Raw genomic sequence first — 25,390 nt, 5'->3', positions numbered from 1 at the left:
ACGAATCCCAATCAACGATATCCATCGCTACAGACAAATACTCAAATGATCGAATATCGATGAACCCAGGCTACCAGCCATTCCAGCCATTATTGACACCTACGGCTCATCAACACTTTGGCCTTTCCGTGCGCGAACATCCTGCCACGAAAAGAATGGCGGGAATCGTGCATTCCTACCTGCAAGTTCGCGCAACGGGACCCACACGCTACCCAATCATCCCGGACGGTACCCAAGCCCTCTTTATCGGCATCGATTCTGTGCGAATCGGTGGTGCAAACACACAAGCATTGGATATTCCAATCCCACGCGCGGGCGATTATTTCGGCATTCGCTTCTATCCAGGCGCGTTGCACCATTTTTTCAAATTAAATCTATCGGAAATCACGAACCAGATGGTTGATAGCCGATACCTCACTTGCAACGACTCAGCCGAGCTGTGCGACAGAATTTACGATCGGACCGACTTCATCCAGCGCGCCCGGATCTGTGAGGACTGGCTATTGCGGCACTTCGTGCCCCAAGCCCCATCAAAATCCGATCTGGCAATGCAACTGATTTATTTATCCTTCGGAAATATCAGAATCAGTGCCCTCGCTGAAAAAATCGGCGCAAGCGGCCATCACCTCAATCAATTGTTTCGCCAACGCACTGGCCTGACGACGAAGGCGTTCTCACGGATCATCAGGATCCAGCGTGTCGCCAAGGCATTGCACGAGAACCCAAAATGTTCGCTTGCGCTTTCCGCAGAACTCGGATTCTACGACCAAGCCCATCTGTTAAATGAATACAAACGGCACCTGCTGTCCAATCCACATTCCATTTTCCAGCGCTTTTCGTCCGATTTTTACAATACAGAACATCTGTAATTCGCGAGAGTGCCGGTTTTTCTTTTAGGAGGAACCCGATGCACTTCACGAAAGCGCAAATTCTGACCATGGCGGAGGGTGGTTTTTTTGGTGAGGGTAATGCACAACTACCCAGCGCCCATATGCTGATGATCGACCAGATCCATTGCATATCTTCTACCGGCGGCCGCTACGACAAAGGACACTTGGAAGCCAGTCTGGATATCCACCCAACCCACTGGTTTTTCGCCTGCCATTTCAAAGATGATCCGGTAATGCCGGGTTGCTTGGGATTGGATGCCCTGTGGCAATTATTGGGAGTCTTCCTCGGCTGGTCAGGCCTACCGGGCAAAGGGCGAGCACTTGGCGTCGGCCAAGTAAAGTTCAGTGGGCAAATCCATCCGGATGCCGGATCGATTCAGTATCGTCTCGACATCAAACGGGTATTTTCAGGGCAACTGTCGGTAGGCGTCGCCGACGGCCAAGTCATCCACAAGGGTGAAACAATCTATCGGGCAGAGGGCCTGAAAGTGGGGCTCATCACGCAATAGCGCGTTGCCTGCCGCTCGCACATGGGACATCGCTAAGCCATCGGCTTGCAGCCGAGATGTTTTGAATGATCTGCGCTCGTAATTCCCGCTCGCTTCCAGGTGATGAGCCCTCCACAGTCGTTGCAACTTGATAGCCGCGATTCCCCTCAGCCGTCCACACTCATCTCGGGGGAGAAGCGCACCGTACCCGCGTTAGCCGCCACGCTCGACGCAGATAACCAGCACGGAGCGATAACTCTTCCAACGCACGGGCACTACGTAGGGACGCAGATCGGAAGGTGGGCGAATATCTGTCAGGTTGCCCTTGAGCGAGACTGGCACTGAAATGATGAACTCCGGACCGAAGTGGCGCCGGGCATTACCCGAGAGTGTGTTGGCGATCTCGCCAATCATGTCGAGCAAGTAGTCGTCGGAGTGGTTCTGCTCGCCCATTTCGACCAGCAGATGGCGCATCATCGCGCGCGGTGCGGAGAAATAAATACAGCCGCGAAAATCGCCAACGACGCTAATGACGCCGGTGTAATCGAACACATCCGGCATCGTGGCGTCCGATAGGTATGGTGCGTGGACTTCCGCCTCCAAGCCAGTGGACTGTACGAAATAGTGTGTCGTGGCGTCGACAAAAACCTGCATTTCCGTTGCATTCATGCCCGCACCCTCATGGCGATCAATTCAGATAGGGCCTCGATCAGCTCATCATCCGTGAACGGTTTGCAAATGAACCCGTGTGCGCCTTTTTTGAGCGCGCGTATCGCCGTGCTCTTGTCGGCCAGCGCCGACACGACCAGGATCAGCACATCGGGTTTGAGCTGAACGAGCGATTCGATGCACTCGATACCATCCATCTCAGGCATCGTCAGATCCATGGTCACGATGTCTGGCTGCGTCTGCTTACACAAGCGCACAGCCTCTCGACCGTTGGCGGCAAGCCCTGCAACCACGATCTCCGTGCCCAGCCCACCCTTACGGGCGATGGCTGCGATCTTGCCGCGAATAATCGTCGAGTCGTCCACCACCATGACCTTCATGACGCCACCCTCACCGGCATCGGCTCGGATGGGCGTGCGTTCTCCATTTCCAGCTGCACACGAAACTCGGCGAACTGCCCCGGTCGCGTGCCCAATCCCAAACGTCCGCCCAGCGCCATCGCCAACTGTTTGATGACATCCATGCCGACACCGTGGCCGGAATGGGCATCTGGATCGCTATTGGTCGAAAATCCCGACTCGAATATCTTCATCACGATCTGCTTGTCGCTCAGTTCGTCGAGTTGCGCCTGAGTGTAGCGCCCGGCACGCAGCAGTGATTCTCGGATACGTCCAGGCGAAATACCGCGCCCGTCGTCGCGGCAACTCAGATGCAATTCGCCAGTCCTGTAACGTTCCAGCTTGAGGCGTATCGCTCCGATTGCCGGCTTGCCACTGGCGAGCCGCGCCTCCGCAGGCTCGATACCGTGGGCGACCGCGTTCCGGATCAGTTGGATGCACATATCGCGCAACTTCTGCAGCACTGACGACGGCAGATCGTCCAGGACCGGCAGCGTGGTCTCCAGCTCGACCCGCTTGTGCAGATCACTGGCTACCCGGCCGGCGAATGCCTTGAATTCCTGCGTCCAACGTTCGGCCGTACCGGCATTCGGCTCGGCGATTGAGCGTTGGATATCGGTGACACGATCCAGCAGTCCGCGTACCAGCTTGATGCGCGCCAGCATTTCGTTAAGCAGAACGGTGATCGGCAGGAAATGCGTACCGGCGATAGCGGTCACGCCGCGCAGCGGCAGTAAGGTTTTTTCGACCTCGTGTGCCATGTTGCCGAAGGCATCGATGCCGACCGCGAAGGCATCGCCCTTGATCGTGTGGATCACTGGGAAAATCTTCTCCACCGTTCTGACGTGGCTGGCGGCATCGTGACTGCCCTTGAGCAGTTCGTTCACGCTGAGCAATCCAGCTTCCGTCTTCTGCATAAACGCTGCGGTCTGCGATGCATCGCCCTTGAGCAAGCCCACCAGCAGTTCGACCTCTTCCTGCGAACGCTTGTTGGCGAGTTCGACTTCTTTTTCCAGGCGTACCTGATCGGTCACGTCGCTCAAAGTACCCAGCACATGCGAAATCATCCCGTCCACATAGACGCGCGTGAACGACAGACTCAGGTAGCGCGTCTCGAAGGCACCGCCTTCACGTGAGAAATGCACCTCGACGCGTTCCAGCGGATTGAGGTCCGTGGTCAGGCGCTCACGAATCCGGTCTTCAAACAGGAGGCCGAGATATTCGCGAGCCACACCAAGGGTTTCCGCATCGGCGATGTCCTCGAAAAGACGAATAAAATCCTCTTCGCCCACGAGCGGTTTACGGATAATTTTCGAAAGTGCCTTCGAATACTGCGACCCGATACGCATATCGCGATCAAGCAGAAAAAACCCCTCGTTTACGGTATCGAGGATTTCCGTCGTTTCCCTTCTTGCGCTCTCCGCTTCCGCGTCGCTGCGGCGTAGTTTTCGTATAAAGTGGAATAGGATGAAGGCGAAGTTCAACAATGCCAGCACGATGCCACCGGTCTGAATTTCGCGAAGATGAGAAGCCTTGGCTTGCGCCAAACCAGCCAGCCGGGTGGTCAGATCGTTCATGAGCTTGAGCAGCGTCAGATTACGCTCAATCAATAATGTCGCTGCGGTTTTGACCGTGCCGGCACTTGCCGTCGGTCCATTCGCCGCAATGATCGCCCGCTTGAGCGGCAGCCAGATGCCGCGCGAAGTTTCCAGTATCTGACGTGCCCGAGGGTCAGTCAGGCGCGCCAGCATCACCGGCAGCCCATTAGTATCTGCCGCCTGGCCGCCACGATAAAAGGCCTCTAGCGTGGTATCGAACATCATGGTCGTCGCGATCAGTTCGCGGCGGGCGTTGTCGTAGACCTGACCGGCCGGCGTAGCCGTACGCATTTCCAACAGGTCCTTGGTCATGCGCTGCGACAACATTCGCTGACGGCCGGCCAAATTGATTGCGACCGCCTCCGATGAAATTTGGTAGGACGTGTAGAAGTTAATCATTAAAACGCCCAAATCGAAGACCAGAAATAGGGCAATTGCCAACACGATATCGGCATATTTTCCGCCCAAAACGCGCTTTCCTGAAAGCATCTCAACCTCGCATCATTATCTTGGATTATTAGGTTGGGCTGGAGCGCCTGCGCCTGTCCGGTCGTACGTAGCACGTCATGGGCAGGTTGGCGTTGCAGGCACTGGGGGCGCCTCTCTCCATTTTCCGCCTCAGACGGACGGGCTGCATACGAACAAGCAGATTTCATGCCTCTTGTCGTACCTTGGTACACACATACGCCACGCGAAACTCCAGCGCACCATCATGAAGCTCCAAGCGCACGTGCGCCCCAAAATGGAACGCCGCCCGTCACCACGGCTTACCGGGTGAGAAACGCTAGACTCATGCCTGAACGTCAGAGACGGGTGGACGGATCGGCCATGCGCGAACACAACGCCATACCCTTGGGCTGCGCCGCCGCACCGATTACCATGCACCGAGAGCCGGCCAGACCGGCCATCCCATAACGACGCAGGCCACCGCGCGGCACGACGCGCGGACACGGCCTCGCAAGTGGAGCAAACCGGGCATGAACTCAGCAGAGGGCATCGGATACTCGGGCACAGCGGCCTCCCTGGTACGCATCGAGGCACTGGAGAAACGCTATGGGCGCTCCGCCGCCAGTTCGCAGCTCGCGCTCGGCGGTATCGATCTCGATGTGGCGCGAGGCGAATTCATATCCCTGATCGGGCCGTCCGGCTGCGGCAAAACCACCTTGCTACGCATCCTGGCCGACCTTGAGTCGGCATCCGCCGGTCGCATCAGCATCGACGGCCTGAGTGCCGCCGAGGCCCGTCGCGAGCGGCGCTATGGCTACGTCTTCCAGGCTCCCACCCTGCTCGACTGGCGCACCGCGCTCGGCAACGTCATGCTGCCGCTGCGCCTGCTCGGCTGGTCACGGACTGAAGCCCGGCGCATCGCCGGCGAACGCCTGGCGCAAGTGGGCCTCGCCGAGGCTTCCGGGCGCTACCCGTGGCAGCTCTCGGGTGGCCAGCAGCAGCGCGTTTCTATCGCCCGCGCGCTGTCGCTCGACCCTGAGCTGCTGCTGATGGATGAGCCCTTCGGCGCACTTGACGAGATCACCCGCGAACGCATGAACCAAGATCTACACGCGCTGTGGCGACGCACCGGGAAGACAGTGGTCTTCGTCACTCACTCAATCGCCGAGGCCGTATTCCTATCCACCCGTATCGCCGTGATGCAAGCCGACCCTGGCCGCATCGCCCGCATAATCGACGTGGACCTCCCGGCCTCCCGCGACTTCGGCACACGCGATCTGCCGCGATTCCATGAACTGGTCACCCAGGTACACGAAGGCCTTCACGCCGCCTACCATGCCTGACGACACATCGACTCTGAGGACACCTTCTGTGCACAACCCGGACTTTCCCAATCTTCACCTTCTCGACCACCCGTTGATCCAGCACAAGCTCTCGCTGGCGCGGCGAATCGACACGCCTACCATCCAGTTCCGGCGCCTGCTCAAGGAGATTTCGTTGTTGATGGGTTACGAAATCACCCGCACCCTGCCGCTGGAGCATCACGCCATCGACACCCCGCTCGAAACCATGCAAGCACCGATGATCCAGGGCAAAAAGGTGGCGGTGGTCGCCATTCTGCGCGCCGGGCTGGGCATGACCAGTGGGCTGCACGAACTCATGCCCTCGGCTCGCGAAGGTCATATCGGACTCTATCGCGACCCCGAGACCAAGCGCCCGGTGGAATATCTGGTCAAGCTGCCGGAGCCCGAAGGCCGGCTGTTCATCCTGGTCGACCCCATGCTTGCCACCGGGCATTCCGCAGCTTACGCAATCGACGTGCTCAACCGGCACGGTGTAGCCGACGCCAATATCCGCTTCATGGCCCTGGTCGCCGCCCCCGAGGGGCTCGCGGTATTGCGCGAGGCCCATCCGGGCGTGCCCGTCTATGCTGCCGCACTCGACCGCGAACTTGACGACCACGCCTATATCCGCCCCGGTCTCGGCGATGCCGGCGACCGATTGTTCGGCACTAAATAGTTGATGCGCCGCCAGCGATGAATCCGCACGACCCAGCCGATACCTTCGCCACGCTACCGCTCGCGCAGGCGGCGGCGGAGATCGCGCCAGACGGATCGACGGTTCGCGTTCTGTTGCGCATGAGGGGCGGCAGCATGGCCCGCTTCGAGCTGGCCGCAGGACAGATATCGGCCGCGGTCATGCACCGCAGCGTGACGGAAATCTGGTATGTGCTGGAGGGATGTGGCGAGCTGTGGCGGCGACAGGCATCGCACGAAGAAATTGTCGCCCTCGAACCGGGCATCTGCCTCACCTTGCCCTGCGGCGTCCATTTTCAGTTCCGCGCTGCGCCGGACACGCCGCTTGCGGTGATCGCGGCAACCCTGCCGCCCTGGCCCGGAGACGGAGAGGCCGCGCGCGTGGATGGCCCGTGGACGCCCGGCGGGACACCGCCGGCTCGCGGGATTACTTGAACAACGACCAGGCCCCCAGGCCAATGGCAAGCCACACCAGACCCTTGACGAGGTAAAACGCCAGCGCGATCCAGCCGAATCGCTTGCCCCAATGCTTGATGCGCGCGCGCGTCTCTTCCTTCATCCGCTCCCTCGGCGTTCGCACAGCTCGCCTGCATTGCCCCCGATGGGCTGATCCGCGAACTGCGCCTAAGCTCGCTGGATTATGCCATTACCCTCTGCAACGCAAGTTGGGACGGCACGCATGAGACCTCTCTCTACTCCAGACCCGGTTGTTAGGGAGGCGTGTTTATCAACGGATCGAGCAGGCGGCGCGCCGCTGCACCGAACCAATCGCGGGCGCCAATGGCCAAGCCCAGAATATGACCGTCCCGACCGATGATATAGGTCATCGGAAACACGCGCACTTCATAGCGTTTGCGCACCGCGCCGGATGGATCGAGCAAGACCGGCAGCGTGAAACCGTTTTTCTTCAGATACGGCGCGACCGCCGCACGCCCTCCCCGGTCCTCCGCCACCGCCAGAACCACCACGCCCTTGTCCGCATACCGACGCGCCAACCTTTGCAGCGATGGCAATTCCTCGCGGCAGGGCGCACAGAACGTCGCCCAGAAATTGAGAATCACGATCTTGCCACGCAGATCGGACAAGCGTGTTGTCCGTCCGCCAAGATCGCTCAGATCGAGATCGGGTGCTGGCAGAGACACATGCGGCCGGATGATCCGCAGATCCGAAAATGCATCCGCACACGCAGCACCGCTGCCAACCAACAGGGCGAATAGAGCCACCAGCAGGCGCATGTCCGCAATTCGTATACGCATCGATTTCATCGGCCAATCACCGACGCGCATTGGCCTTGAGATAATCAAGAATGATGCGCTGATCCTCCGGGGTCAGTGGTTTCATACCCTCGTGAACCATGTTCCCGTCCATTACCCCAACCATATGCTCCCACTGGCTGTAATAAAGACGCTTTGGCGACGGCAACGAATGACAGGCCGAGCAATGCGCCTCGTACACATGCGCGGCCATTGAGCTCGCCTGCGGCACCGGCGTCTGCTCCGCCGCGCAACCGCCAAGCAGCGTCGCTGCAACGGCGGAGGCACAAAATCGCCACAAACGTCCGCAGGTGGTTCCGTCTGCCATTTTTTTATTGTTTCGATGCGATTCAGTCATGATGCTCATCCCCCCTCAAAATCCGAGTTTGCTGGGGCCATTGGCGCCCGAACCGAAATAACGAACGCTGCGCGACGTCGGAATTTCCCGATAAATCGTGAACATCACACGGTAGTCGCGCCTTTCCTGGAACCCGTTGAGACGCTGATAAACCGGCACGCTGCCCTGGAAATCGAGAATCCACAGCGGTGCGGGCTGCCACTGAATACCCGCCGTAACCGCAACTTCATCGCCGCCATAATTGGCTGGATTCCACAACGGCGTCGCATAAGGCGACATCGGATTGCCCTGTATCGCATGGCCGGAAGCACCGGAGGCGGCAGAATTCATCACGCCCCGAATCGCACCCTGATGCATGCCATTCAGCTGAAATTCTGCAACCGTCGAATAATTCATCTGGTACATGCTGTAGAGATCCAGATGTGCCTCGTCGCCCAGCCGATAATGTCGCTTGTTATCGTAGAGGCGTGCCGTGTAGGTGGCGTTCATGCCCCACCAATAGGGCGACGCACGCCCCTGGTACAGCACGCCTATGGTCGGATCGGCCGTACCCGAACCGAGCTGCATGCCGTAGGGATCGAGTTCCTTACGACGCATCGCGACGGGATGATCCTTGTTCTTGATATCGATCGACCCAGTCGGCAGGCTCAGACCGAAGAACAGCGAAACCTCGCGACGCGGGATCAAGGGATCATCGGCGTAAAGCAGGTATTTCCCCATCAGCATGGTGTCGCCCAGGCCCTGGGACCTCATCGTGAAGCCATCGACACCTGTGGACATGCGCATCATGGAATTGAATTTCATGTTCATGCTGTTCTGCTTCCACATGAACATCGCGCCGCCGAAAAATTTCTTCGTGAAGCTGTAACCCACCGAGAGATTGAGCATGCTCATATCCATGCTGGTCGGCACCGCCATGTATTTTCCAGTGGGTTTTCCACCCATCATTGGCATACCGAGCAAGCGATCGGCGGATACGCCGTTCGTGCCGTTCTGCAAACCGCCCATATGCATGTACATCGGACTGAGCTTTACGCGGAATTCGTAGGTTTCCGGGATACCGCCACCCGGGATATTCATCGGCATATTGCCGCCGCATTTTCCACAACACAGCCCGACGTAGGCTTGGGCCGGCGCAAAAATCGAAGACAAAGCGATCCCCCCCGCCAGCATGGCGGCTTTTTTGTATTGATTCATGATCTCCCCTCGGTGGCTTTATCGCAGTGATGTGCGTATTGCAGCACTACCCTGTTATTACTAAGGCTATGTAATAAGATATTCCGATGGAAGTGGCATTTTGTCGCACCGTCACGACCGGTCTGCACATACAGATCGAAACAATTTCATCGTCACGGGAATAAACGCTGGCTACGGGTGTTAGCCCTGTATGCGCCACCACCGTGGTGGCGCGCGCCAAGGAGTCTTAAGACGATGAATTTCAAACCCGTGTTGCTCGTCGCCATGTTGTGCGGCACTTCCCTACCAGCCATGGCCGATACCGACACTCAGGCCCGACAGCACTTTCAGGCCATTGCCGATGCGGACGTTACGGCGATCACCCAGGATTACGCACCCGATGCTGTTTTTCAGTGGGTGGGTGGGCCGCTCGATGGCGTTTATGCAGGCACTCAGGCGATCGGCACCGTGTGGGGCAAGTTCACGCGTGCCAACGGGCGCGTGACACACCAAGTCGACGATCTGACCGTCAGTGAAAATCCGAAGGGTGCCACCGTGACCGCGAATGTGGACTTCATGTCCAAAAAGAACATCAAGGTGCGCTATATCCTGACGTACCGGGACGGAAAACTCGTCAACGAGGTCTGGCAGATCGACCCGAAGCGCGTCACTTCCAGCTACTAAAGCCACCGGGGCCGGCGTAGCCACGTCCGGCCCCGTACGAGGCGCGCATCATGGACTACGCGATCATCGAACCGCACATCCCGCGACTGCGCCGCTATGCGCGAGCGCTGACGGGAGATCGCACGCGAGCCGATGATCTCGTTCAGGACACGCTGGAACGCGCCATGCGCAAGCTCGCACTATGGCGACGAGGCAGTGATTTGCGGGCCTGGCTATTTACGCTCATGCACAATGTTTACATCAACCAGCGTCGCGCTGAACGCCCGACACTGCCCTGGGATGACGCGCTCTGCGACACGCCGCAAGGCGACAGACAGGAAGGGCTATTGATCGCGCGCGACCTGCTTGCGGCCATCGACGGGCTGCCGTCGGAGTTTCGCGAGGTCGTGCTGCTGGTCGGTCTGGAGGAATTCAGCTATGCCGAGACAGCGCGCGTACTCGGCATCCCGCAAGGCACCGTCATGTCACGTCTGGCTCGCGGTCGCGAGCGACTGCGGCGGCTGCTCGACGGCGAGCCCGAGCGGCGCATCAGGAGGGTCAAATGAATCGCGAAACCGATATCGACGAGGCCCGTCTGCAAGCCTTTGTGGACGAGAGGCTGACGCCTGCACAGCACGCCGAAATCGAGGCCTGGCTGGCGCATACGTCAGAGGCCAGGGCCCGCGTCGAGGCCTATCGGCGCCAGCGCAAGGCACTGCACGGGCTGTACGATGACGTGCTGAACGAACCCCTGCCCGAGCGTCTGCGGCGCCCGGTCGCGCGTCGCCAAAACGCCCTGCCACGCGTCCGGGCACGCGCGGCCGCCGCCGCTGTGTGGTTGCTGCTGGGCACAGGCGCGGGCTGGTTCGGCGCTACTGTTTCCCATCACGACGCGAACACCGTCACGGCACGCATCACCGCGCCGGCCACGCTCGCGCGCGAGGCCGCGGTCGCTTATGCGGTCTATAGCCCTGAGGTACTGCACCCGGTCGAAGTCGACGCCCGTCAGGAAAAGCATCTGCTCGGCTGGCTTTCGAAACGCCTGGGGCACACGCTGCGCGCGCCCAGTCTCACACGCTATGGCTACCGGCTGATGGGCGGGCGCCTGCTACCCGCCCAAGCTGGGCCGGCCGCTCAGCTGATGTATGACAACCGGGCCGGCGAGCGCCTCACGCTCTACATTACCGTGCAGACCGGCGAGGACGGGGACACCGCTTTCCGCTATACGAACGAACGCGGGCTGTCGGTCTTCTATTGGATCGAGCGCGATCTGGGCTATGCGCTCACCGCGAGACTCGAACGGCCGCAGCTGCTCAAGATTGCGGGTGGCGTGTATCGTCAGCTCACACCCTGAACCTGTGGCGCGGCTCCCCTGCCGTCTCCACCGTCCATGACACCCAGTTCCCGCAGCAGATCGAGTCCCTGCGTCCAATCGCCGAGTCCGCTGTCGGCGTTGATGTGCCCGCGGGCACCGACGGAAACCAGTCGACCGCCCCAAGCACGCGCGCAACCGATGGCGAAATCAAATGAGGCATAGGGATCGTCCTCACTCGCAACGACGATGCTCGGAAACGGCAGCGGCCGCAGCGGCACCGGGGCGAAACCCGTCGCGGTAGTGGGGAATGCCAGCCCGTCCGGGTCTGGCGGGGCGACGATCAAGGCTCCGCGTACCTGCCGCCGCGTTGCCATGGCCCAGTGAGCGATCAGCAGACAGCCCAGACTGTGTGCCGCCAGCACGACGCCCTCCCCGGCCTGCGCGAGCGCCGCCTCCAGGGTCTGACACCAGTCCTCGCGGGCCGGCGCATCCCAATCGCGCTGACGCACGCGCACGAAACCCGGCCGTGAAGCCTCCCAGCGGCTTTGCCAATGCCCGGCCGCCGAGTCACCGATGCCCGGCAGCAGAAGCACGCGTGGCTCGTGGTCCCTCATGTGCTCATCGCAGCGGCGGCAGCCGGTGTAATGCGATGGCGGGAAAACAGCCCAGCAGCCAACGGCGACAGGGGTGCCAGAAGGCGGACAGTAGCAGCAGCAAGGAACCGATCAGCAGCGCGGTGAACGCGAAGCCGAGGCTGACCATGCCGAATTCCTTGAGTACCACGCTGAACGCGACCAGCACGTACACCAACGCCGAGGCCATCAGCGCCCGGCGGTCGATCGCCAACGAGACCAGCGCGATCAGGACATAGACGGCGATTGCGATCAGTGCGTGCATCAGGTCCACTCGGCCGTCGAAGCGACTCAACTGCGAAAATACCGGCTGCACCAGCAAAGGCGCCGCCAGCAGGTGCAACCAGAACGCCACATCGGACTTGCGCGTCTGACGGCGGGTGTCGGCGGCATCCCAAGCCATCGCCAGCGCAAACACCGCGACCCCGCCGGCGAATTCGATCACGCCTGCGTACGACATCGCCGCTGGCACCAGCTTGAACAACAGGGCGATGATCAGCCCGAGCCCAGCCCCCACGCCTGCCGCCACGGTAATCGGCACCCTGAAGCGCAACCAGTGGGCGAGGGCCGCAACCGCTGCCAACGCGCTGGCGAAGGCCAACGCCGTCAACGACCGCCCGAAAAATGCATACCCCAGGTAATACACGCCACCGACAAAACTCAGGAGCAACACAATGGCCGGCAATGCCATGCGCCGTTGCCGCACGAAGAATTCCGCCAAACCCCAGGACGCCACCATCAGGGCCAGTGCGCCTAACCAGGGCGCCGAGGCGGCGCCGATCCAGGTCAAGGAAATCAGCAACAGCGCACAGGCCATGACCACGAAGATATCGTTGAAGCCGGTGATCAGTCGGAATTGCTCCTCGTCGACCGTATACGTGTGCCGCGCGGCCGCCACATGCGCCCGGAATGCCGTGGCCGTTTCCGCCGACAGGATTCCAGCTGTCACCGCCGATGCCAGCTCTTCCTCGCTATACATTCAGGCCCCCTTCGGTTGTTAAATCGGATACATCGAATTACGTCATCCCTACACGCGGTAGCCGACCGCGACAAACATGCGGAATGGCCACCATCGCGGCCAAATCAGCGTTTAGCTGCCAACCGACCTGAGAATCAGCCTTCGCCGATGCCTCGCGCCATCGGCTTCGGGCAACCGCGTGACGATCGCGCGCGGAAACCTTTAACCGACGCTTTGCGTGTTAAGCAGCATGAACCCGCAGGCCCGCCTGGACCGGTTGCGGGTCGAAGCGCCATGCCGCGTTTCGACTCAAGACGCCGCACAAACACGCTCGACCATCTGCGCAGCCCATACCCCACGCATGGTGCCACGTCCGCTGCGCGATCCAGGCGCTCGCCTCACCTGCAAATGGAGACCACGATGTCTGCAATCACGGTAAAACGCATCCTCGCAGCACTTGCCATTCTGATCTTCGGCCTCTCGCTAGGCGGCTGCTTCTATTATCCCGACGGCGGCTACTATGGTCCGCCGATATATCACGGTGAAGGGGATGGCGACTGACAAATACCGTCTGCCTGGCGCCGAATCCGGCGCCAGGCGCGATGCACGCCTAACGGTTACTGTCCCACATCACGTTGACCTGCTTCGCCGCCGCCGCCATCAGCAGATCGATCAGCGGCATGGCGCGATGCCGGAGGCTCACCGCCGACTCATCCTCGTTATTTTGAGTTGATGCGGTCTCCTCCGCGGGCGACACCGCATCCAACGCCAACTTGAGACGACCCAGTGCCGCCGCCACGTCTTCGGCGACAATTGCGCTCGGTATCGTACCGCTGTGGCCCATCATCTTGATCAGACGCACAGCCACGTCACCGAACATCGTAATGTCCGCATATGCGGAACAGGTAAAAGTCACCAACATGCGTACCCCTCCCCTTAGGTGATTTGGCGTCGCTTCGTCAGGCAGCCAAGTTCCCACCAAACTGACGCGTCACTCGCACCACGAACATGCATCGGCATCAAACATGAAGCGAACGCCACCAATATCCCACAGGCGCGCGGATTACGCTCGGTATCATGTAATGTCCAACGCAAAACGGGTGCATTACTCCAGGGAAATAACGATCTTCTCGTTTTTACGATGATCCTCGATCTCGATCAAAGTCCCCGTAATCGCGGGATCTATCGCCAGCCGAGCCAACTCGTCCAAATCAATACCGCTCTCAAGCAAGGCGGTTTTCGCCTGCCCAGGTATCAGTCGCGTGGCGAATTTGAGGACCAGCCCAGGAATCGTCACCGTGGTATCCGGGTCCGCGTTATCTTCCGTGAACACACGTATTTTCAGGTTTGACATACCGATCACCTCGGCGTGTTTCGGGTGACGCCAGCGTTCGGCTTTGAGACGGTGGCGAGATCGATCTGTTTCCTCACTCCGCATTATCATCCGCAGTGATCCTTGATGCGCACAAATGGCTAATTCATGCCACGAACAAATCCGATGGCGACCATCAACAGCATGACTACGATATAGATTCGCAGCCCCCAAAAGGCGAATTGGATCCAGCCTTTTATCGGCGCACGCGTGATTTCACACGGTTCCTGGCGCGCCTCCTCCTGCATGAATGCGAGGAAATCTGCTCCCGATGGCGGATTTGATATCGGTTTACGCTTCATCGAAATTTCTCATGTAGCAGCGAAAAGGACGGTGTATCCGTATACGCCGTTGGCCAGAATCAGGAAACCCACGATGGCAAAGGCCGCATAATTCTGCCAGGGCCGGTTGACATGCTCGCCCATGATTTTCCGATCATTGAGCAACATCAGCAGAAACAGCATGGCCGCGGGCATGAAAATGGAGGCGATCACCTGTACCGTCAGGTTCAGGAACCCCAGCGGCACGTGCGGTATCAACACGACCATCGCGGCCATGCCCGCGCTGAGGACGCCGGAAAGATAGAATGGCAGGGCCCGCTGCGGTTTGAGATTCAAACTACGCGGCAATCTCAGCGCCTCGCCGACCGCCCAGGAGGTACTTGCGGTGATCGCGATGGCGGCGATCAGACCGGCTTCAACGAGGCCGAGCGCGAACAGCGAGGTACCAATACCGCCGAGACTGCTGTGCCGTAGCAGCTGCAGTATCGCCTGGATGTCAAAGCGGGTCGCATGCACGTGGCCGTATACCAGCGTGCCGGTGAGCACGACGATCGCGATAGCAATGATGCCCATCGAAAAACTGCCAAAGGCGGTATCGGCCTGTCCACTCGGGATATCGTGCACGCTCAGTCCCTTGTCGACGACCGAGGACTGCTGAAAAAATAACATCCATGGCGCGATCGTGGTGCCGAGGTTGGCCAAGATCACATAGGTGAAGGCACCCAGCGCCGCCGCCGCGGGTATGTGCCAATTTCCGATCGCGGCCAACACCTGGCCCCAGTGCGGGTGCGCGGCAATCGCCAGAGGCACGAAAACGATATTGCCGGCGGCTATCCACAGCGCTAGACGCTCCCAGGTGCGGTATTGCAGGAAAATCATGGTGCCGGCCATAAACAGCCAGGCCAGCGATACCGAAACGAGCGGCGGCACTGAAAAAACGCTCATGCCAATGCGAATGCCGATGAACTCGGTCACCAGCGTCAGAATATTGGCCACCACTAGGTCGAGCAGCGAGAAGACACCCCAGAATGCGCCGTAACGCCCCCAGATCATTTCGGCGTGCCCACGGTGGGTTACGGCACCCAGGCGCACCGTCATCTCCTGCACGATGTACGCGACAGGGATCATCAGCAACAGAAACGGGATGAAAAAACCGATGCCGTACATCGCGCCCGTCTGCGCATAGGTGATGACTCCGCCGGCATCATTGTCCGCGATCATCACGAGTATGCCCGGCCCGATCAGGCTCAGCAGCAGCAGCATCCGTCGCCACAAAGAAGGATCGCGACGCAGCTGGTAGATGCGCCAGCGATCTCTGATGCGACGACGTTCATCGTCGGGCAAATCTCGCAGAATATCCGCCTCATCGGAGGCCACGGGGATTTCGGGTACAGCCGACATTACGCAACCTCCACACAGTCAATATGGAGCGCGGCTTTGACATACCACTTCCGCCGGTCTTGCGCGTGACAAGATCGGTATCCAGTACAAATCTATGGAGAGTGGTCTGCATCGCCCGAGGACCGGGCGATGGTGCAAGCGTTACTTGACCAAGCCGCCCGATGCCCGGGATCCTGAGTTGCCCTTGACGGGCCTACTAGGGTGACTGTCCAAGCCTCGCTGCCTCCTGACGAGAAATGATGCGAGTTTGTACAGCAACCGACAGAAGCGCGTCAAGCACGACGTGTGCCTGTTCGCTCATTGAGCGTTTCGCCGCAATAAATGCACTGCGAACATGGAATCATCAAAATTTAGATCGCACTGTATGCAGGGCGAGACTCGACAAACCACACCCTCTGTTTCAGCGGCATACATGGGTCGCGCATATCATCGTCACAGATGGCGCCTTACCACCGTACCAACCGTATTTCTATCTGACTTTTATGAGCACGCCCCTACCTCAATCAACCGATTGATCAGCCATGTGCGAACGCATGAATGCTCGAACTGCCGCTGTTCGGTACACATTTCACCTCTCCCAACATATATAGCGCTTTTCCGCGATGCAGGGCTGTTGCTCATAGTCACATACGGCGCATATGCCCGCAGGTGCTACGCAAGCAATATACGTCCCATCACAATCTGGCATTTAATTTAGTCGCGTCCAACGATGAGCATGGGTATTAAACATGCAAAGACGAGCGCCCAGCCTTCTTCTGCTAGAGCCACACTGTATAAATTGAAAATTCCCAGACCTTTCGCGACAAGGTCATTCGAAGGACGCCAAGCCATTCCACCATCCATCGAACCCAATCTTTAAGGGCCATTCCGGCTGTGAAATTCAGCCGAAATGGCCCATCCCATTTCTGCGCATTGAGGATGACGCGCATATTCCGATGCAATCGCGCCACTGAGCAATCCGGTAGCCGATAGAATCTACTGCCCGTTTACTCCATGCAACCGGATCGCACGATCAAACAATGAAATAAATCACATAGAACAGGACCCACATGACGACCAGCAGGCGCCAGAAATCCACCGCGTTATGGATTTTCCAGGCCTGTGCGGCGCGGATCTTGCCCTTCGAGCTCGCCGACACGTAAGCCATGAAGGCAAAGTGCGCGAGGGACATCATGATCACAAAAGCGACCGTGTCGGTGTACAGGTTCTCACCGTAACGGCTATCGATCGGGATCGTGCCGGTGAACCATTGATAAATGATCCCGATGGCCACGAGCGTGATCATCAGCAGTGCAATCGAGAGATTGCGCGCGATGCCACTATTTTCGCCCTGGTAGGCCGCCTTGACCGCACCCGAGGTCGGGAACAGGCTTGCGATCATGATCAGGGTGAGTACCGTCCAAAAGACGTAGTTGATGCCCGCGGGCTTGTCCGCGTAGGCCCACAAAAAGCGCGCGGCAAACAGCGGGATGAAAAAGATCGTCGACGACAACAGGATCAGCCCGAACGCGCCACGCTTGGCGCGCGCTGGGGCGGGATCGAGAATCCCGTTCACGTAGGCTTTTGCTTCGTCTAGTTCCATTGCCTTATTTCCTCAACAGGTATTTGGTCGTGTCGCGGACCTGCAAGGCGCCTTAGGCGCCCTGCTTGGTCTCCACCCAGATCACCGGATCCGGTGCGTTTTCCTCGTAGTTGTAGAAATCGCCCACCACCACGGGGTCCTTGCCGAACGGGAAGTTCTCGTAAGGCGGCGGCGTCGGCATCTGCCAATCCAGGGTCTTGGAACCCCAGGGATTGTCGCTGGCGATCGGGCCACGGTAGTAGCTGTAGACCAGGTTCACCAACGGAATCAGGAAGCCCGCGCCGAGCAGGAACGAGCTGATCGAGATCCACTCGTTCAGCGACTGCAGGTACGGCAGATAGGTCGCGACGCGGCGGTTCATACCGTCGAGGCCGGCGATATACATCGGAAAAAAGGTGAGATTGAAGAAGATAAAAAACCACCAGCCATGAAACTTCGCCCAGAACTCGTTCACCATGCGCCCCGTGACCTTCGGGAAGTAGTAATACAGCGCGGCGATCCAGGTGAACAACATACTTCCGAGAATGGTGTAATGGAAATGGCCCACGACAAAGAAAGTGTTGTGGATCTGAAGATTCGCCGGCACGTCGGAATTGAACACACCTGTCAGGCCACCGTTGAGGAAGTTCACCATCGACATCAGCATGAGTAGCATCGGCGAGGTCATCCGAATACGGCCACCCCAGAGGGTGCCGATCGCCGCCAGATAGAAGAAACCCGTCGGCACGGACACCATCTCGGTCAACCCCATGATGATGGGCAAACGCACGTCGCTGACCTGGGTGAAGAAGTGATGCACGCCCACCACACCCGAGATCGCCGTCACCCCCACCACACCCGCGATCGCCCAGCCACGGCCGAACAGGCTGCGACGTGTGAACACCACAATCATTTCAAGCCATAAGGTCCAGACCGGCAGCACGAACACGTAGACCTCGGGATGGAACAGCCACCAGAACATATCCTGGTAGGCCAGCGTGATGCCACCCTTGAGCGCGAAGAATTTCGTCCCCACGATCATGTCGAATAAATTGAATAAAAACGCGGTAGCCGTGTACGGAACAAATAGAATCAATATAACCGAGGCACCCGCCACGCCGTACACGAACATCGGCACCCGAGACAAGGTCATACCCTTGGCGCGCATGAACACGAATGTACCCAGGAAATTAATCGCGCCAGCCCAGGAGGAAAGCAGCAAGGTAGCGCCCCCCAGGAAGTAAAAGATGATGCCGGTGCCGCCGAGCTGTGCCAGCGGCGGGAAACCCATCCAGCCGCTCTCGTAACCGCCCACCATCGGGCTCATCGCAACCGCAACCACCGCCGGCGGCACGAACCACGAGCTGATACCCATCAGCTTCGGATACACCACCTGACGCGCGCCGATCATCGGCGGCAATATAAAGTTGCCCACCCCTCCCATCAAGGCCAGCGCAGCCACTGCGAGTAGCATCAACGTGCCGTGGATACTGAAGGCCTCGTTGTACTGCTGCTTATTCGCGAAGAACATGCCATGCGGCGACAGCAGGTCGATACGGATGGCCATCGCCAGCATGCCGGCGATGAAGAAGGTCACGATCGCGAAGATCGTGTAGCGGTGCGCGGTGGCCTTAGCCTCGGTGCCGAAGCGGAAGTAACGCCCCACGCCCTTGTTGATCCAGGTCTCCTCGCCGCCGAAGGAGGGCTTGACCCAGCCTTCCCACACGCCAACGCCCATGAACCAGCCGATCAGGCCAAAAATGTAGCCCGCCGTCAGTTCGCGCGGCGAAGCCAGCGAACCATGCTCGATTAAGGCCACGATCAGCGTGCCGATCATATAGCCGATGCCGGCCCACAGCACTCCGCGGGCTAGCGGCCACCAGTCTGCGAAGGTGATCCCTCGCGGGCTGCCGGCCCTATTCTGACTTGATGAAATTACCGATGACATCTCATAGTCCTCTTGTCATGACTGAGTCGTTCGTAGGGGCGATGCTTAGAAGCTCTGGTTGGCAACCCATGCCTGGAATTCCTTGTCCGACACCACCTTCACCACGGCGCGCATCTGCGCGTGGCCCAGTCCGCAGTCCCAGCTGCACTGCACGCGAGCCAACGGGTTCTGATCGGTGGTGACTTCCTCGGTCGGCGTGATCACGATCGAGCGGGTTTCGCCAGGCACCAGTGCCTGCTTGATTCCCCAGATGGGCACCCAGAAGGAGTGCATGACGTCATCGGTCTTGACGATGAACTTGATCGGCTGATCAACCGGCACCTCCAGAACGCGCGAGTTCATCACGCCCTGCTTGGGATAGCTGAACGTCCACTGCCACTGCTGACCGGTCACGTCGACGACCAGCGGGTCCTTGGCGTCGGCTGCGATATTCCACAGCTGCTCCAGACCAACCATGCCCGGATACACGAACACGACCGTGTTGATCATGATCGAAATCCCCAACCAGGCCAGGGTGAACGGGCCGAACGCGTGGCGGTGAATCTGTGCACTCTGCTTGTCGTCCAGCGGCACCCGATGCACGATCGCGGCATACACGAAGGGCACGGTCACCAGAATGAACACCATCACCGTCACGTGGTAAATGAAGGTGATCGCGTCCTTGGTGATCTCTCCCTGCAGACTCGCCACTGCCGGCCATAAATGATCGACAGACCAGAATACAAAGGTCTGCGCGATCGGTATCAATATCGCCCAGATAATGACGACGTTGATGAAGTCTCTCCAAAGATTTCTTTTCATTAAAAATACACCTCGGCCAAGGCCCCCTTGACACCACCCGCACGGCTAATAGTTATTATTTTTCCTACTGATTTTTATCTGCCACACCCTAAATTGAGGGCTTAACATCAACGACACCCTGCATACCATCCATGAAATGCTGACCGTTCTGGAGGAAACAGCCATACGTCCACTTGCCGGGCTTGTTCGGCACGATGAACTTGAAGGTGAAGTGTTGTCCCGGCGTCAGGCTGACCGAAAAATCCTTTTGGATTTTTTCCACACCAGACTTGGTGTTGATGGTCACGCCCGCAAAGAAATTGGTCTTCCAACCTGTCGGTTCGCGGTGTTCCACGAAACCCGTTGCATCCGATGCCAAACCGCGACCCATGTTCCACTGATGATTCAGACCGGGGCGCGCATGGTTACGGTTGTCCAGTGTGATTTCTACTTTTTCCCCGACGTGCCAGACGAGATGACTAGGTGTGTAGTAGAAATTATGCTCATCAATCGTGTAATGGTGATAGCCATCAGCCATCACTTGTCCAGACGACGTCGGCTGTGTTGTTTGGGTCCAATACCAACCCGCCACGAACAGCACGACAAAGACAATTAATGCGGTCAATACTTGACCACCCCTGCCTGGAACCTCCTTCGTTAGTGTACTTATTTGAGCCATTATTACGTTCTCCTAATGAATGAACCGTCGCCTTCCCACACAGATAAACAAGTTTTTATCTAACAAATTCATGGGGTTTTAAAGATCCACCTGAGCACCCGATGCCCTGATACAAATCACATATGCGGGCATTCACTCATAACGTAAGCCAATGTCAATTGACGTACGTCAATTACACGGAATATCAGAAATTTCTTCTAAGCTGAGAGACCGCATGTGATGTTCCATTGCGCCTACCTTCTGAATAAAAGCAGTGAAGGGGCGAGCGGCATGACACCTGAAACCGCGAGAAGCACACCCGCGCATTCGAACCCAAGGCGTAATCAGCTACCGGGAGAATATAACGCTCGGCCTGAGCGTCTGGGGCGCGGCCATCAACGCCAAAGTATTCAGGCGCTGATGGCAATAAGAAGAAACCAAAGCATTCCCGGCCGCGAGCATGCGCGTGGTCGGTAGCACTTTAGAACCTCAAATGCTACCGATGATGGAGCCGCTGAGCCCACGTGAAGCGAACAGACAAGCTGTGTCATCGATATGCCCCTTCGTCAGGAAACGGCATACCATCGGACGCATCGTTGAAATTTTCGATGGATATATCCTGATGGTCGTCGACCAATCCGAATATTGGCTAAACGCATAGTCGTGTTTGCGGCATCCACTCACCCCAGAAACCCCGGGTTATTTCGCCATACAGACCACGTCAGCATCGCCGCGAACAAAACCCAGGCCAAGTAAGGCAACAACAGCGCCGCCGCGAGTCGGCTCACCCGCCAGAATTCAGCCAGAGTGGCGACGATCAGGACCACCAACAACACCTCGATGAAGGCATAGGCGCCGATGTGCCAGACAAAAAACAGCCACGACCAGAGGGCATTGGCCGCAAGCTGAATCACGAACAGGGTCAGCGCACCGCGTGACCGCCCCGGACTGCGCCAAACCAGCCAGGCCGCCATCGCCATCAACGCATAAAGCGCGGTCCATACCGGCCCGAACGCCCATGCCGGCGGCGCCCAAGCAGGTCGCGTGAGCTGCAGATAGAACGAGACGGCCTGGATCGACGCCACCGCACCGATGGTTGCCGTCGCGTATACAAACAGAAACCATCCGACGAGTCCGAGCAATTGACGGGTATATGAACGTGGTCGCATGAGGCTGCCTTGGGTTGATCAATCTAACGAATGGTATTCCTGAAATTTAGACCACTCGCTACGCAATCAGGCGTCAGACGCGATTCATGTTTCGGTGTTGGATCGTACATCGCCAGAGGCTTATTGCTTGGCTTGGAATATGCCAACAGTCATCCCGGCTGCCTCGCTGGAGACGGCATCGCCAAAACCGGGGTGCAACCATCTCATATGACCCATAGTCCAGCGCTTGCACAAGACCACGGAATCACGGGCAACGCCGTCGCGCCTGCGCGATAACCAGCGCGCAAACGCTGGGACACGCACATGCCGCCGTCATCGATAAAAACATGGCGACTGTAACGTACGGAAGAAAACCCGCCATGCCTCAACTTCGTCCCTATTCCGCTGTCTGATGTGGCATGGTTGGCCACTAGCGTGCACCAGGCTCCGCCAAGGGCCTGCGCGACGAATCGCCTTGAGCAACCCGCAGCGATACCCTCATCACGCATCGAGCATTGAAAATAGATAATGATTACAGTCCTTCAAGTTGACACCCGACCCGATACGCAGGAGCGACAGGCATGAGCAAGGTGATGGCACCGCTTCGTTGGCTCGACCGAGTGCTGCACGGTTTACGCCGGATCACGCTCAACCTGATTACACTCGGCATCCTGGTGGCCATCGCACTCGCACTGTTCAAAGCCACACAGCACCCCACGGTGCCGGACCAGGCGGTACTGGTCGTCGCGCCGCAAGGACATCTGGTCTACAGCTACAGCGAGGGCAAATGGCAACGGGCCGCCGGCGCGCTGCTCGACCGCCCGCCCAACGAAGTGCTGATCCGCCAACTGACCGCCGCGATCGACCGGGCGGCGACCGATCCCCGCATCAAACTGATGACGCTCAACCTACGCCAGTTCCAGGGCGGCAGCCTCACTCAGCTTGAAGTCGTGGCGCGTGCGCTAACGCGCTTCCGCAAGGCCGGCAAACCCATCTACGCCTACGCAGACAGCTATTCGCAAGGCGACTACCTGCTCGCGGCGCAAGCGAACCACGTCTACCTCAACCCGCTGGGCGCGGTCTTGATCGACGGTTACTCGGATTACCAGCCCTACTTCAAAACCCTGCTCGATCGGCTGGGCGTGGCGATGTATGCCTTCCGCGAGGGCAAATACAAATCCGCAGTCGAACCCTTCACGCGCAGCGACATGTCTGCTGATGCGCGTGAAGAAAACAGCGCGTGGCTGCAGACCTGGTGGTCCAGCTACACGGCAAACGTCGCGGCCGGGCGCAAGCTAAAGGCGGCGCAGATACGCGCCTACGCCGAACAACTGCCCATGCTCACGCAAACGGCCGGCGGCGATACCGCGCGGCTGGCTCAGGAGCAAGGTCTGATCGACCAGATCGGCACCTGGCATACATTTGCCAAGGCCGTCGCCACGGCTGCGGGGCGGTCGCCGCACTCAATCGACTACCGTGCCTACGACGCGGCCACCGCCAAGCCACCCGAAGGCTCGGCTGCGATTGCCGTGGTGCCCATCGACGGCATGATCGTCGGCGGCGCCACGCCGATACCGGGTGCCGTGGTTTCAGGCCCCACCGTCGCACAGCTCGACCACCTATTGCACGATCCCACCGTGCACGCCGTCGTCCTCCAGGTCGACTCGCCCGGCGGCAGCGTCGACGCCTCCGAGGACATCCGCGCCGCCGTGCTGCGCCTGCGCGCGGCTGGCAAGCCGGTCGTCGTCTCCATGGGCACGCTCGCCGCCTCCGGCGCTTACATGATCTCCAGCGCCGCGCAAACCCTCTACGCGCACCGCACCACCATCACGGCCGACATCGGCGTGTTCGCGCTTGTCCCCAATTTCTCCGGCGCGTTCGGCAAACTCGGCATCGCCGTATCCGGCATCGGCACCACGCCGACCGCGGGCACCGCATCACCGATGATGCCGCTCAACCCGGCGCTGGGCGCGGCTTTGCAAAGCCACGTTAGCTACCTCTATCGGCGTTTCGTGGATCAGGTCGCTCAGGGACGCAAGCTCAGCTTCGCGCAGGTCGACGCGGCGGCCCAGGGTCGCGCCTGGAGTGGCGAGGCAGCGCTACGCCTCAAGCTCGTCGACCATCTGGGCGGTATGCCCGAAGCCCTGGCGGACGCCGCCAGACTCGCGCACCTCAAGCCCGGCAGCTACCGCATCGACTACCTACCGCGCCCCGACCCGGGCGATTCGCTCGGCGACCTCGGCGGACACCTCGCCCTATTCCTCGGCACCTCGGCGAACAGCGATCCCCTCACTGCGAACCTCGCCATTGCCAACCTGCTGGGCATGCACACCGGCGAGCTCCGCAACGCCATGCTGCTGCTGCGCAGCGCACGGCCCTACGGCTACTTCGCCTACGCGCCCGTCGTCGTGCCGCGTTGAAAGCGTGGCAACCCATATGAGTGGAGCCAGGCAATCACACGAATGTCGCCTGGCGTGACGGCCGTGAATCATGGGGCTCAGGTGCCCGTGCCGTTAGGCCGTATCTTGCGGCGTGTTATGTGCTTATTGCCGCCCAACAGCCTGTGCCGTAGATGGGAGAGAGGATAAAGCGTCCACCCACCCCAATTTACTTTCGCACCAGGCGTTGATCGCTGGCGAAATCGTTTTTGCATTTTCCAGGGTGCCAAAATACATTATGCACACTCCCGGATATCGATTATTCAAGTTAAATACAGGCGTGCCGCACACACCACAAAAATATTTCCTTCCCTCGTCTGCCTGAAAACACGTCAACTTGTCTTCACCTTTCGTGATCTCAAGAGAAGCCTGCGGAAATACCGCGTATGTCGAGAACGCCGCTCCACTATGGGATCGGCAAAAAGCGCAGTGACAATTGACCGCATTCAGTATTTCAGAGTTGATTTTGTAACGTACCTCGCCACAGAAACATGACCCACTGTATGAATTCACTTGCGACCTCTCGACAGGATTTTCACATCATTAACATTCGACGGACTCAGCGGCAGGCCATGCCTTTTGCAGACCCCGGCCACCTGATTACCTGGTTGACATGGGAATAAGGCAACTTGAAATCATAACTAAACACGTCAAGGACATCCATTCAAGAAACACTCGATGCTGCTCCGCAGACGCACCAACACGAAATATTTCACCCACACCCACACCCACAAAACAACCTCTCCGCATTTGAAATCTTGTGGCGTTGCGCTGTTTCATCTTCTTTCTGACGACATTTTTCAGATTTTCCCCGCTATCGTTGGTACCTGGCCGTCTCGACAATGTGCTCTTGCACATACGCGACTATAGTCATTGCCATACAGAGATCAACATCATCTGGCGACCGCGCTGGCGTCCTACC

At 58.8% G+C, this 25,390-nt stretch carries 29 protein-coding genes; 10 read left to right on the top strand and 19 right to left on the bottom strand.

Going from position 1 to position 25,390, the window contains the following annotated elements; all coding sequences use genetic code 11:
• Positions 1-59: 59 nt before the first annotated feature.
• Complete coding sequence (locus BI364_RS02205) at positions 60-869, top strand: helix-turn-helix domain-containing protein (RefSeq protein WP_083251105.1); 810 nt, start codon at positions 60-62, stop codon at positions 867-869.
• A gap of 38 nt (positions 870-907) precedes the next feature.
• Complete coding sequence (gene fabA, locus BI364_RS02200; protein ID WP_070077368.1) at positions 908-1,399, top strand: bifunctional 3-hydroxydecanoyl-ACP dehydratase/trans-2-decenoyl-ACP isomerase; 492 nt, start codon at positions 908-910, stop codon at positions 1,397-1,399.
• 192 nt (positions 1,400-1,591) lie between these two features.
• On the opposite strand, the gene BI364_RS02195 is transcribed toward fabA, so the two are convergent.
• Genes BI364_RS02195 through BI364_RS02185 form a run of 3 tightly spaced genes read right to left on the bottom strand, consistent with a single transcriptional unit; the run spans position 1,592 to position 4,532 of the window.
• On the bottom strand, positions 1,592-2,047 hold the full coding sequence (locus BI364_RS02195) for a chemotaxis protein CheX (protein ID WP_070077367.1): 456 nt from the start codon (positions 2,045-2,047) through the stop codon (positions 1,592-1,594).
• Positions 2,044-2,427, bottom strand: coding sequence for a response regulator transcription factor (locus BI364_RS02190; protein WP_070077366.1), 384 nt, complete (start codon positions 2,425-2,427; stop codon positions 2,044-2,046). The genes BI364_RS02195 and BI364_RS02190 overlap by 4 nt, the downstream gene beginning before the upstream one ends.
• Complete coding sequence (locus BI364_RS02185) at positions 2,424-4,532, bottom strand: ATP-binding protein (protein ID WP_070077365.1); 2,109 nt, start codon at positions 4,530-4,532, stop codon at positions 2,424-2,426. The genes BI364_RS02190 and BI364_RS02185 overlap by 4 nt, the downstream gene beginning before the upstream one ends.
• Before the next feature lie 488 nt (positions 4,533-5,020).
• Between BI364_RS02185 and BI364_RS02180 the strand changes: the two genes are divergently transcribed.
• The 3 genes from BI364_RS02180 to BI364_RS02170 are packed head-to-tail and all read left to right on the top strand — an operon-like array spanning position 5,021 to position 6,961.
• Entirely contained in the window at positions 5,021-5,833 is an 813-nt protein-coding gene (locus BI364_RS02180) for an ABC transporter ATP-binding protein (RefSeq protein WP_070077364.1), read from the top strand.
• 28 nt (positions 5,834-5,861) lie between these two features.
• A complete protein-coding gene (upp, locus tag BI364_RS02175; protein ID WP_233279563.1) occupies positions 5,862-6,509 on the top strand; it encodes a uracil phosphoribosyltransferase in 648 nt (215 codons plus the stop codon).
• 17 nt (positions 6,510-6,526) lie between these two features.
• Positions 6,527-6,961 carry a cupin domain-containing protein gene (locus tag BI364_RS02170; protein ID WP_156782592.1) on the top strand — a complete coding sequence of 145 codons (435 nt, stop codon included), beginning with the start codon at positions 6,527-6,529 and terminating at the stop codon, positions 6,959-6,961.
• On the opposite strand, the gene BI364_RS18855 is transcribed toward BI364_RS02170, so the two are convergent.
• The 4 genes from BI364_RS18855 to BI364_RS02155 form a co-directional block, all read right to left on the bottom strand.
• Complete coding sequence (locus BI364_RS18855) at positions 6,954-7,085, bottom strand: hypothetical protein (RefSeq protein ID WP_267887965.1); 132 nt, start codon at positions 7,083-7,085, stop codon at positions 6,954-6,956. The genes BI364_RS02170 and BI364_RS18855 overlap by 8 nt on opposite strands.
• Before the next feature lie 151 nt (positions 7,086-7,236).
• Positions 7,237-7,791 carry a TlpA disulfide reductase family protein gene (locus BI364_RS02165; protein ID WP_070079824.1) on the bottom strand — a complete coding sequence of 185 codons (555 nt, stop codon included), beginning with the start codon at positions 7,789-7,791 and terminating at the stop codon, positions 7,237-7,239.
• A gap of 7 nt (positions 7,792-7,798) precedes the next feature.
• Positions 7,799-8,137 carry a c-type cytochrome gene (locus BI364_RS02160; RefSeq protein ID WP_156782591.1) on the bottom strand — a complete coding sequence of 113 codons (339 nt, stop codon included), beginning with the start codon at positions 8,135-8,137 and terminating at the stop codon, positions 7,799-7,801.
• Between the two features lie 15 nt (positions 8,138-8,152).
• On the bottom strand, positions 8,153-9,334 hold the full coding sequence (locus BI364_RS02155; protein WP_083251102.1) for a transporter family protein: 1,182 nt from the start codon (positions 9,332-9,334) through the stop codon (positions 8,153-8,155).
• Between the two features lie 234 nt (positions 9,335-9,568).
• Between BI364_RS02155 and BI364_RS02150 the strand changes: the two genes are divergently transcribed.
• From BI364_RS02150 to BI364_RS02140, 3 genes are read left to right on the top strand one after another with little or no spacing between them, the layout of a single operon-like run.
• Positions 9,569-9,997, top strand: coding sequence for a nuclear transport factor 2 family protein (locus BI364_RS02150; RefSeq protein ID WP_070077361.1), 429 nt, complete (start codon positions 9,569-9,571; stop codon positions 9,995-9,997).
• A 50-nt stretch (positions 9,998-10,047) separates the two neighbouring features.
• Positions 10,048-10,542: an RNA polymerase sigma factor gene (locus tag BI364_RS02145; RefSeq protein WP_070077360.1), complete on the top strand. Its 495-nt coding sequence runs from the start codon at positions 10,048-10,050 to the stop codon at positions 10,540-10,542.
• Positions 10,539-11,330, top strand: a complete 792-nt coding sequence (locus BI364_RS02140; protein ID WP_070077359.1) for an anti-sigma factor family protein — start codon at positions 10,539-10,541, stop codon at positions 11,328-11,330. Before BI364_RS02145 ends, BI364_RS02140 begins: the two co-directional genes overlap by 4 nt.
• On the opposite strand, the gene BI364_RS02135 is transcribed toward BI364_RS02140, so the two are convergent.
• Positions 11,315-11,905 carry an RBBP9/YdeN family alpha/beta hydrolase gene (locus BI364_RS02135; RefSeq protein ID WP_070077358.1) on the bottom strand — a complete coding sequence of 197 codons (591 nt, stop codon included), beginning with the start codon at positions 11,903-11,905 and terminating at the stop codon, positions 11,315-11,317. The genes BI364_RS02140 and BI364_RS02135 overlap by 16 nt on opposite strands.
• 4 nt (positions 11,906-11,909) lie before the next feature.
• The gene (locus tag BI364_RS02130; RefSeq protein WP_070077357.1) at positions 11,910-12,902 is read right to left on the bottom strand and encodes a hypothetical protein; all 993 of its coding nucleotides are present in this window, start codon (positions 12,900-12,902) and stop codon (positions 11,910-11,912) included.
• Positions 12,903-13,301: 399 nt separating this feature from the next.
• On the opposite strand from BI364_RS02130, the gene BI364_RS17755 reads away from it, so the two are divergent.
• Complete coding sequence (locus tag BI364_RS17755) at positions 13,302-13,442, top strand: hypothetical protein (protein ID WP_156782590.1); 141 nt, start codon at positions 13,302-13,304, stop codon at positions 13,440-13,442.
• A 49-nt stretch (positions 13,443-13,491) separates the two neighbouring features.
• On the opposite strand, the gene BI364_RS02125 is transcribed toward BI364_RS17755, so the two are convergent.
• The 9 genes from BI364_RS02125 to BI364_RS02080 all read right to left on the bottom strand — a co-directional run bounded on the left by BI364_RS02125 (position 13,492) and on the right by BI364_RS02080 (position 22,051).
• Positions 13,492-13,803: a DUF1840 domain-containing protein gene (locus BI364_RS02125; protein WP_070077356.1), complete on the bottom strand. Its 312-nt coding sequence runs from the start codon at positions 13,801-13,803 to the stop codon at positions 13,492-13,494.
• 183 nt (positions 13,804-13,986) lie between these two features.
• Entirely contained in the window at positions 13,987-14,235 is a 249-nt protein-coding gene (locus BI364_RS02120; protein ID WP_156782589.1) for a hypothetical protein, read from the bottom strand.
• A gap of 119 nt (positions 14,236-14,354) precedes the next feature.
• Positions 14,355-14,555 (bottom strand): hypothetical protein, encoded by a 201-nt coding sequence (locus BI364_RS02115; RefSeq protein ID WP_070077354.1) that lies wholly within the window; start codon positions 14,553-14,555, stop codon positions 14,355-14,357.
• Between the two features lie 9 nt (positions 14,556-14,564).
• Positions 14,565-15,935 carry an NRAMP family divalent metal transporter gene (locus BI364_RS02110; protein WP_070077353.1) on the bottom strand — a complete coding sequence of 457 codons (1,371 nt, stop codon included), beginning with the start codon at positions 15,933-15,935 and terminating at the stop codon, positions 14,565-14,567.
• 1,012 nt (positions 15,936-16,947) lie between these two features.
• Positions 16,948-17,517: a hypothetical protein gene (locus tag BI364_RS02105; protein ID WP_070077352.1), complete on the bottom strand. Its 570-nt coding sequence runs from the start codon at positions 17,515-17,517 to the stop codon at positions 16,948-16,950.
• A gap of 52 nt (positions 17,518-17,569) precedes the next feature.
• Positions 17,570-19,444, bottom strand: coding sequence for a cytochrome c oxidase subunit I (locus BI364_RS02100; RefSeq protein ID WP_083251101.1), 1,875 nt, complete (start codon positions 19,442-19,444; stop codon positions 17,570-17,572).
• Between the two features lie 45 nt (positions 19,445-19,489).
• A complete protein-coding gene (locus tag BI364_RS02095; protein ID WP_070077351.1) occupies positions 19,490-20,245 on the bottom strand; it encodes a cytochrome c oxidase subunit II in 756 nt (251 codons plus the stop codon).
• 88 nt (positions 20,246-20,333) lie between these two features.
• Positions 20,334-20,903: a hypothetical protein gene (locus BI364_RS02090; protein WP_070077350.1), complete on the bottom strand. Its 570-nt coding sequence runs from the start codon at positions 20,901-20,903 to the stop codon at positions 20,334-20,336.
• Between the two features lie 659 nt (positions 20,904-21,562).
• Positions 21,563-22,051 (bottom strand): TspO/MBR family protein, encoded by a 489-nt coding sequence (locus BI364_RS02080; RefSeq protein WP_070077348.1) that lies wholly within the window; start codon positions 22,049-22,051, stop codon positions 21,563-21,565.
• A gap of 560 nt (positions 22,052-22,611) precedes the next feature.
• Here BI364_RS02080 and sppA point away from each other — a divergent pair.
• On the top strand, positions 22,612-24,450 hold the full coding sequence (sppA, locus tag BI364_RS02075) for a signal peptide peptidase SppA (RefSeq protein WP_070077347.1): 1,839 nt from the start codon (positions 22,612-22,614) through the stop codon (positions 24,448-24,450).
• 123 nt (positions 24,451-24,573) lie between these two features.
• Here sppA and BI364_RS19040 read toward each other — a convergent pair whose 3' ends face one another.
• Positions 24,574-24,981 carry a GFA family protein gene (locus BI364_RS19040; RefSeq protein ID WP_083251100.1) on the bottom strand — a complete coding sequence of 136 codons (408 nt, stop codon included), beginning with the start codon at positions 24,979-24,981 and terminating at the stop codon, positions 24,574-24,576.
• Positions 24,982-25,390 lie beyond the last annotated feature (409 nt).

This window comes from Acidihalobacter yilgarnensis (genome assembly GCF_001753245.1).
Classification (GTDB): Bacteria; Pseudomonadota; Gammaproteobacteria; order DSM-5130; family Acidihalobacteraceae; genus Acidihalobacter; species Acidihalobacter yilgarnensis.
The sequence above is the reverse complement of the archived record's forward strand: the minus strand, read 5'-3'. Positions and strand labels throughout refer to the sequence as shown.

What these genes read in the sequence shown, in the direction of transcription:
- BI364_RS02190 (WP_070077366.1), bottom strand. Translation starts at nt 2,427, where the DNA reads ATGAAGGTCATGGTGGTGGACGACTCGACGATTATTCGCGGCAAGATC.
- BI364_RS02170 (WP_156782592.1), top strand. Translation starts at nt 6,527, where the DNA reads ATGAATCCGCACGACCCAGCCGATACCTTCGCCACGCTACCGCTCGCG.
- BI364_RS02105 (WP_070077352.1), bottom strand. Translation starts at nt 17,517, where the DNA reads ATGGAACTAGACGAAGCAAAAGCCTACGTGAACGGGATTCTCGATCCC.
- BI364_RS02145 (WP_070077360.1), top strand. Translation starts at nt 10,048, where the DNA reads ATGGACTACGCGATCATCGAACCGCACATCCCGCGACTGCGCCGCTAT.
- BI364_RS02185 (WP_070077365.1), bottom strand. Translation starts at nt 4,532, where the DNA reads ATGCTTTCAGGAAAGCGCGTTTTGGGCGGAAAATATGCCGATATCGTG.
- fabA (WP_070077368.1), top strand. Translation starts at nt 908, where the DNA reads ATGCACTTCACGAAAGCGCAAATTCTGACCATGGCGGAGGGTGGTTTT.
- BI364_RS02080 (WP_070077348.1), bottom strand. Translation starts at nt 22,051, where the DNA reads ATGCGACCACGTTCATATACCCGTCAATTGCTCGGACTCGTCGGATGG.
- BI364_RS02155 (WP_083251102.1), bottom strand. Translation starts at nt 9,334, where the DNA reads ATGAATCAATACAAAAAAGCCGCCATGCTGGCGGGGGGGATCGCTTTG.
- BI364_RS02125 (WP_070077356.1), bottom strand. Translation starts at nt 13,803, where the DNA reads ATGTTGGTGACTTTTACCTGTTCCGCATATGCGGACATTACGATGTTC.
- BI364_RS02160 (WP_156782591.1), bottom strand. Translation starts at nt 8,137, where the DNA reads ATGACTGAATCGCATCGAAACAATAAAAAAATGGCAGACGGAACCACC.
- BI364_RS02115 (WP_070077354.1), bottom strand. Translation starts at nt 14,555, where the DNA reads ATGAAGCGTAAACCGATATCAAATCCGCCATCGGGAGCAGATTTCCTC.
- BI364_RS02135 (WP_070077358.1), bottom strand. Translation starts at nt 11,905, where the DNA reads ATGAGGGACCACGAGCCACGCGTGCTTCTGCTGCCGGGCATCGGTGAC.
- sppA (WP_070077347.1), top strand. Translation starts at nt 22,612, where the DNA reads ATGAGCAAGGTGATGGCACCGCTTCGTTGGCTCGACCGAGTGCTGCAC.
- BI364_RS02195 (WP_070077367.1), bottom strand. Translation starts at nt 2,047, where the DNA reads ATGAATGCAACGGAAATGCAGGTTTTTGTCGACGCCACGACACACTAT.
- BI364_RS02165 (WP_070079824.1), bottom strand. Translation starts at nt 7,791, where the DNA reads ATGAAATCGATGCGTATACGAATTGCGGACATGCGCCTGCTGGTGGCT.
- BI364_RS02100 (WP_083251101.1), bottom strand. Translation starts at nt 19,444, where the DNA reads ATGTCATCGGTAATTTCATCAAGTCAGAATAGGGCCGGCAGCCCGCGA.
- BI364_RS02140 (WP_070077359.1), top strand. Translation starts at nt 10,539, where the DNA reads ATGAATCGCGAAACCGATATCGACGAGGCCCGTCTGCAAGCCTTTGTG.
- BI364_RS18855 (WP_267887965.1), bottom strand. Translation starts at nt 7,085, where the DNA reads ATGAAGGAAGAGACGCGCGCGCGCATCAAGCATTGGGGCAAGCGATTC.
- BI364_RS02095 (WP_070077351.1), bottom strand. Translation starts at nt 20,245, where the DNA reads ATGAAAAGAAATCTTTGGAGAGACTTCATCAACGTCGTCATTATCTGG.
- BI364_RS02110 (WP_070077353.1), bottom strand. Translation starts at nt 15,935, where the DNA reads ATGTCGGCTGTACCCGAAATCCCCGTGGCCTCCGATGAGGCGGATATT.
- BI364_RS02150 (WP_070077361.1), top strand. Translation starts at nt 9,569, where the DNA reads ATGAATTTCAAACCCGTGTTGCTCGTCGCCATGTTGTGCGGCACTTCC.
- BI364_RS02205 (WP_083251105.1), top strand. Translation starts at nt 60, where the DNA reads ATGAACCCAGGCTACCAGCCATTCCAGCCATTATTGACACCTACGGCT.
- BI364_RS02090 (WP_070077350.1), bottom strand. Translation starts at nt 20,903, where the DNA reads ATGGCTCAAATAAGTACACTAACGAAGGAGGTTCCAGGCAGGGGTGGT.
- BI364_RS02130 (WP_070077357.1), bottom strand. Translation starts at nt 12,902, where the DNA reads ATGTATAGCGAGGAAGAGCTGGCATCGGCGGTGACAGCTGGAATCCTG.
- BI364_RS02120 (WP_156782589.1), bottom strand. Translation starts at nt 14,235, where the DNA reads ATGTCAAACCTGAAAATACGTGTGTTCACGGAAGATAACGCGGACCCG.
- BI364_RS17755 (WP_156782590.1), top strand. Translation starts at nt 13,302, where the DNA reads ATGTCTGCAATCACGGTAAAACGCATCCTCGCAGCACTTGCCATTCTG.
- BI364_RS02180 (WP_070077364.1), top strand. Translation starts at nt 5,021, where the DNA reads ATGAACTCAGCAGAGGGCATCGGATACTCGGGCACAGCGGCCTCCCTG.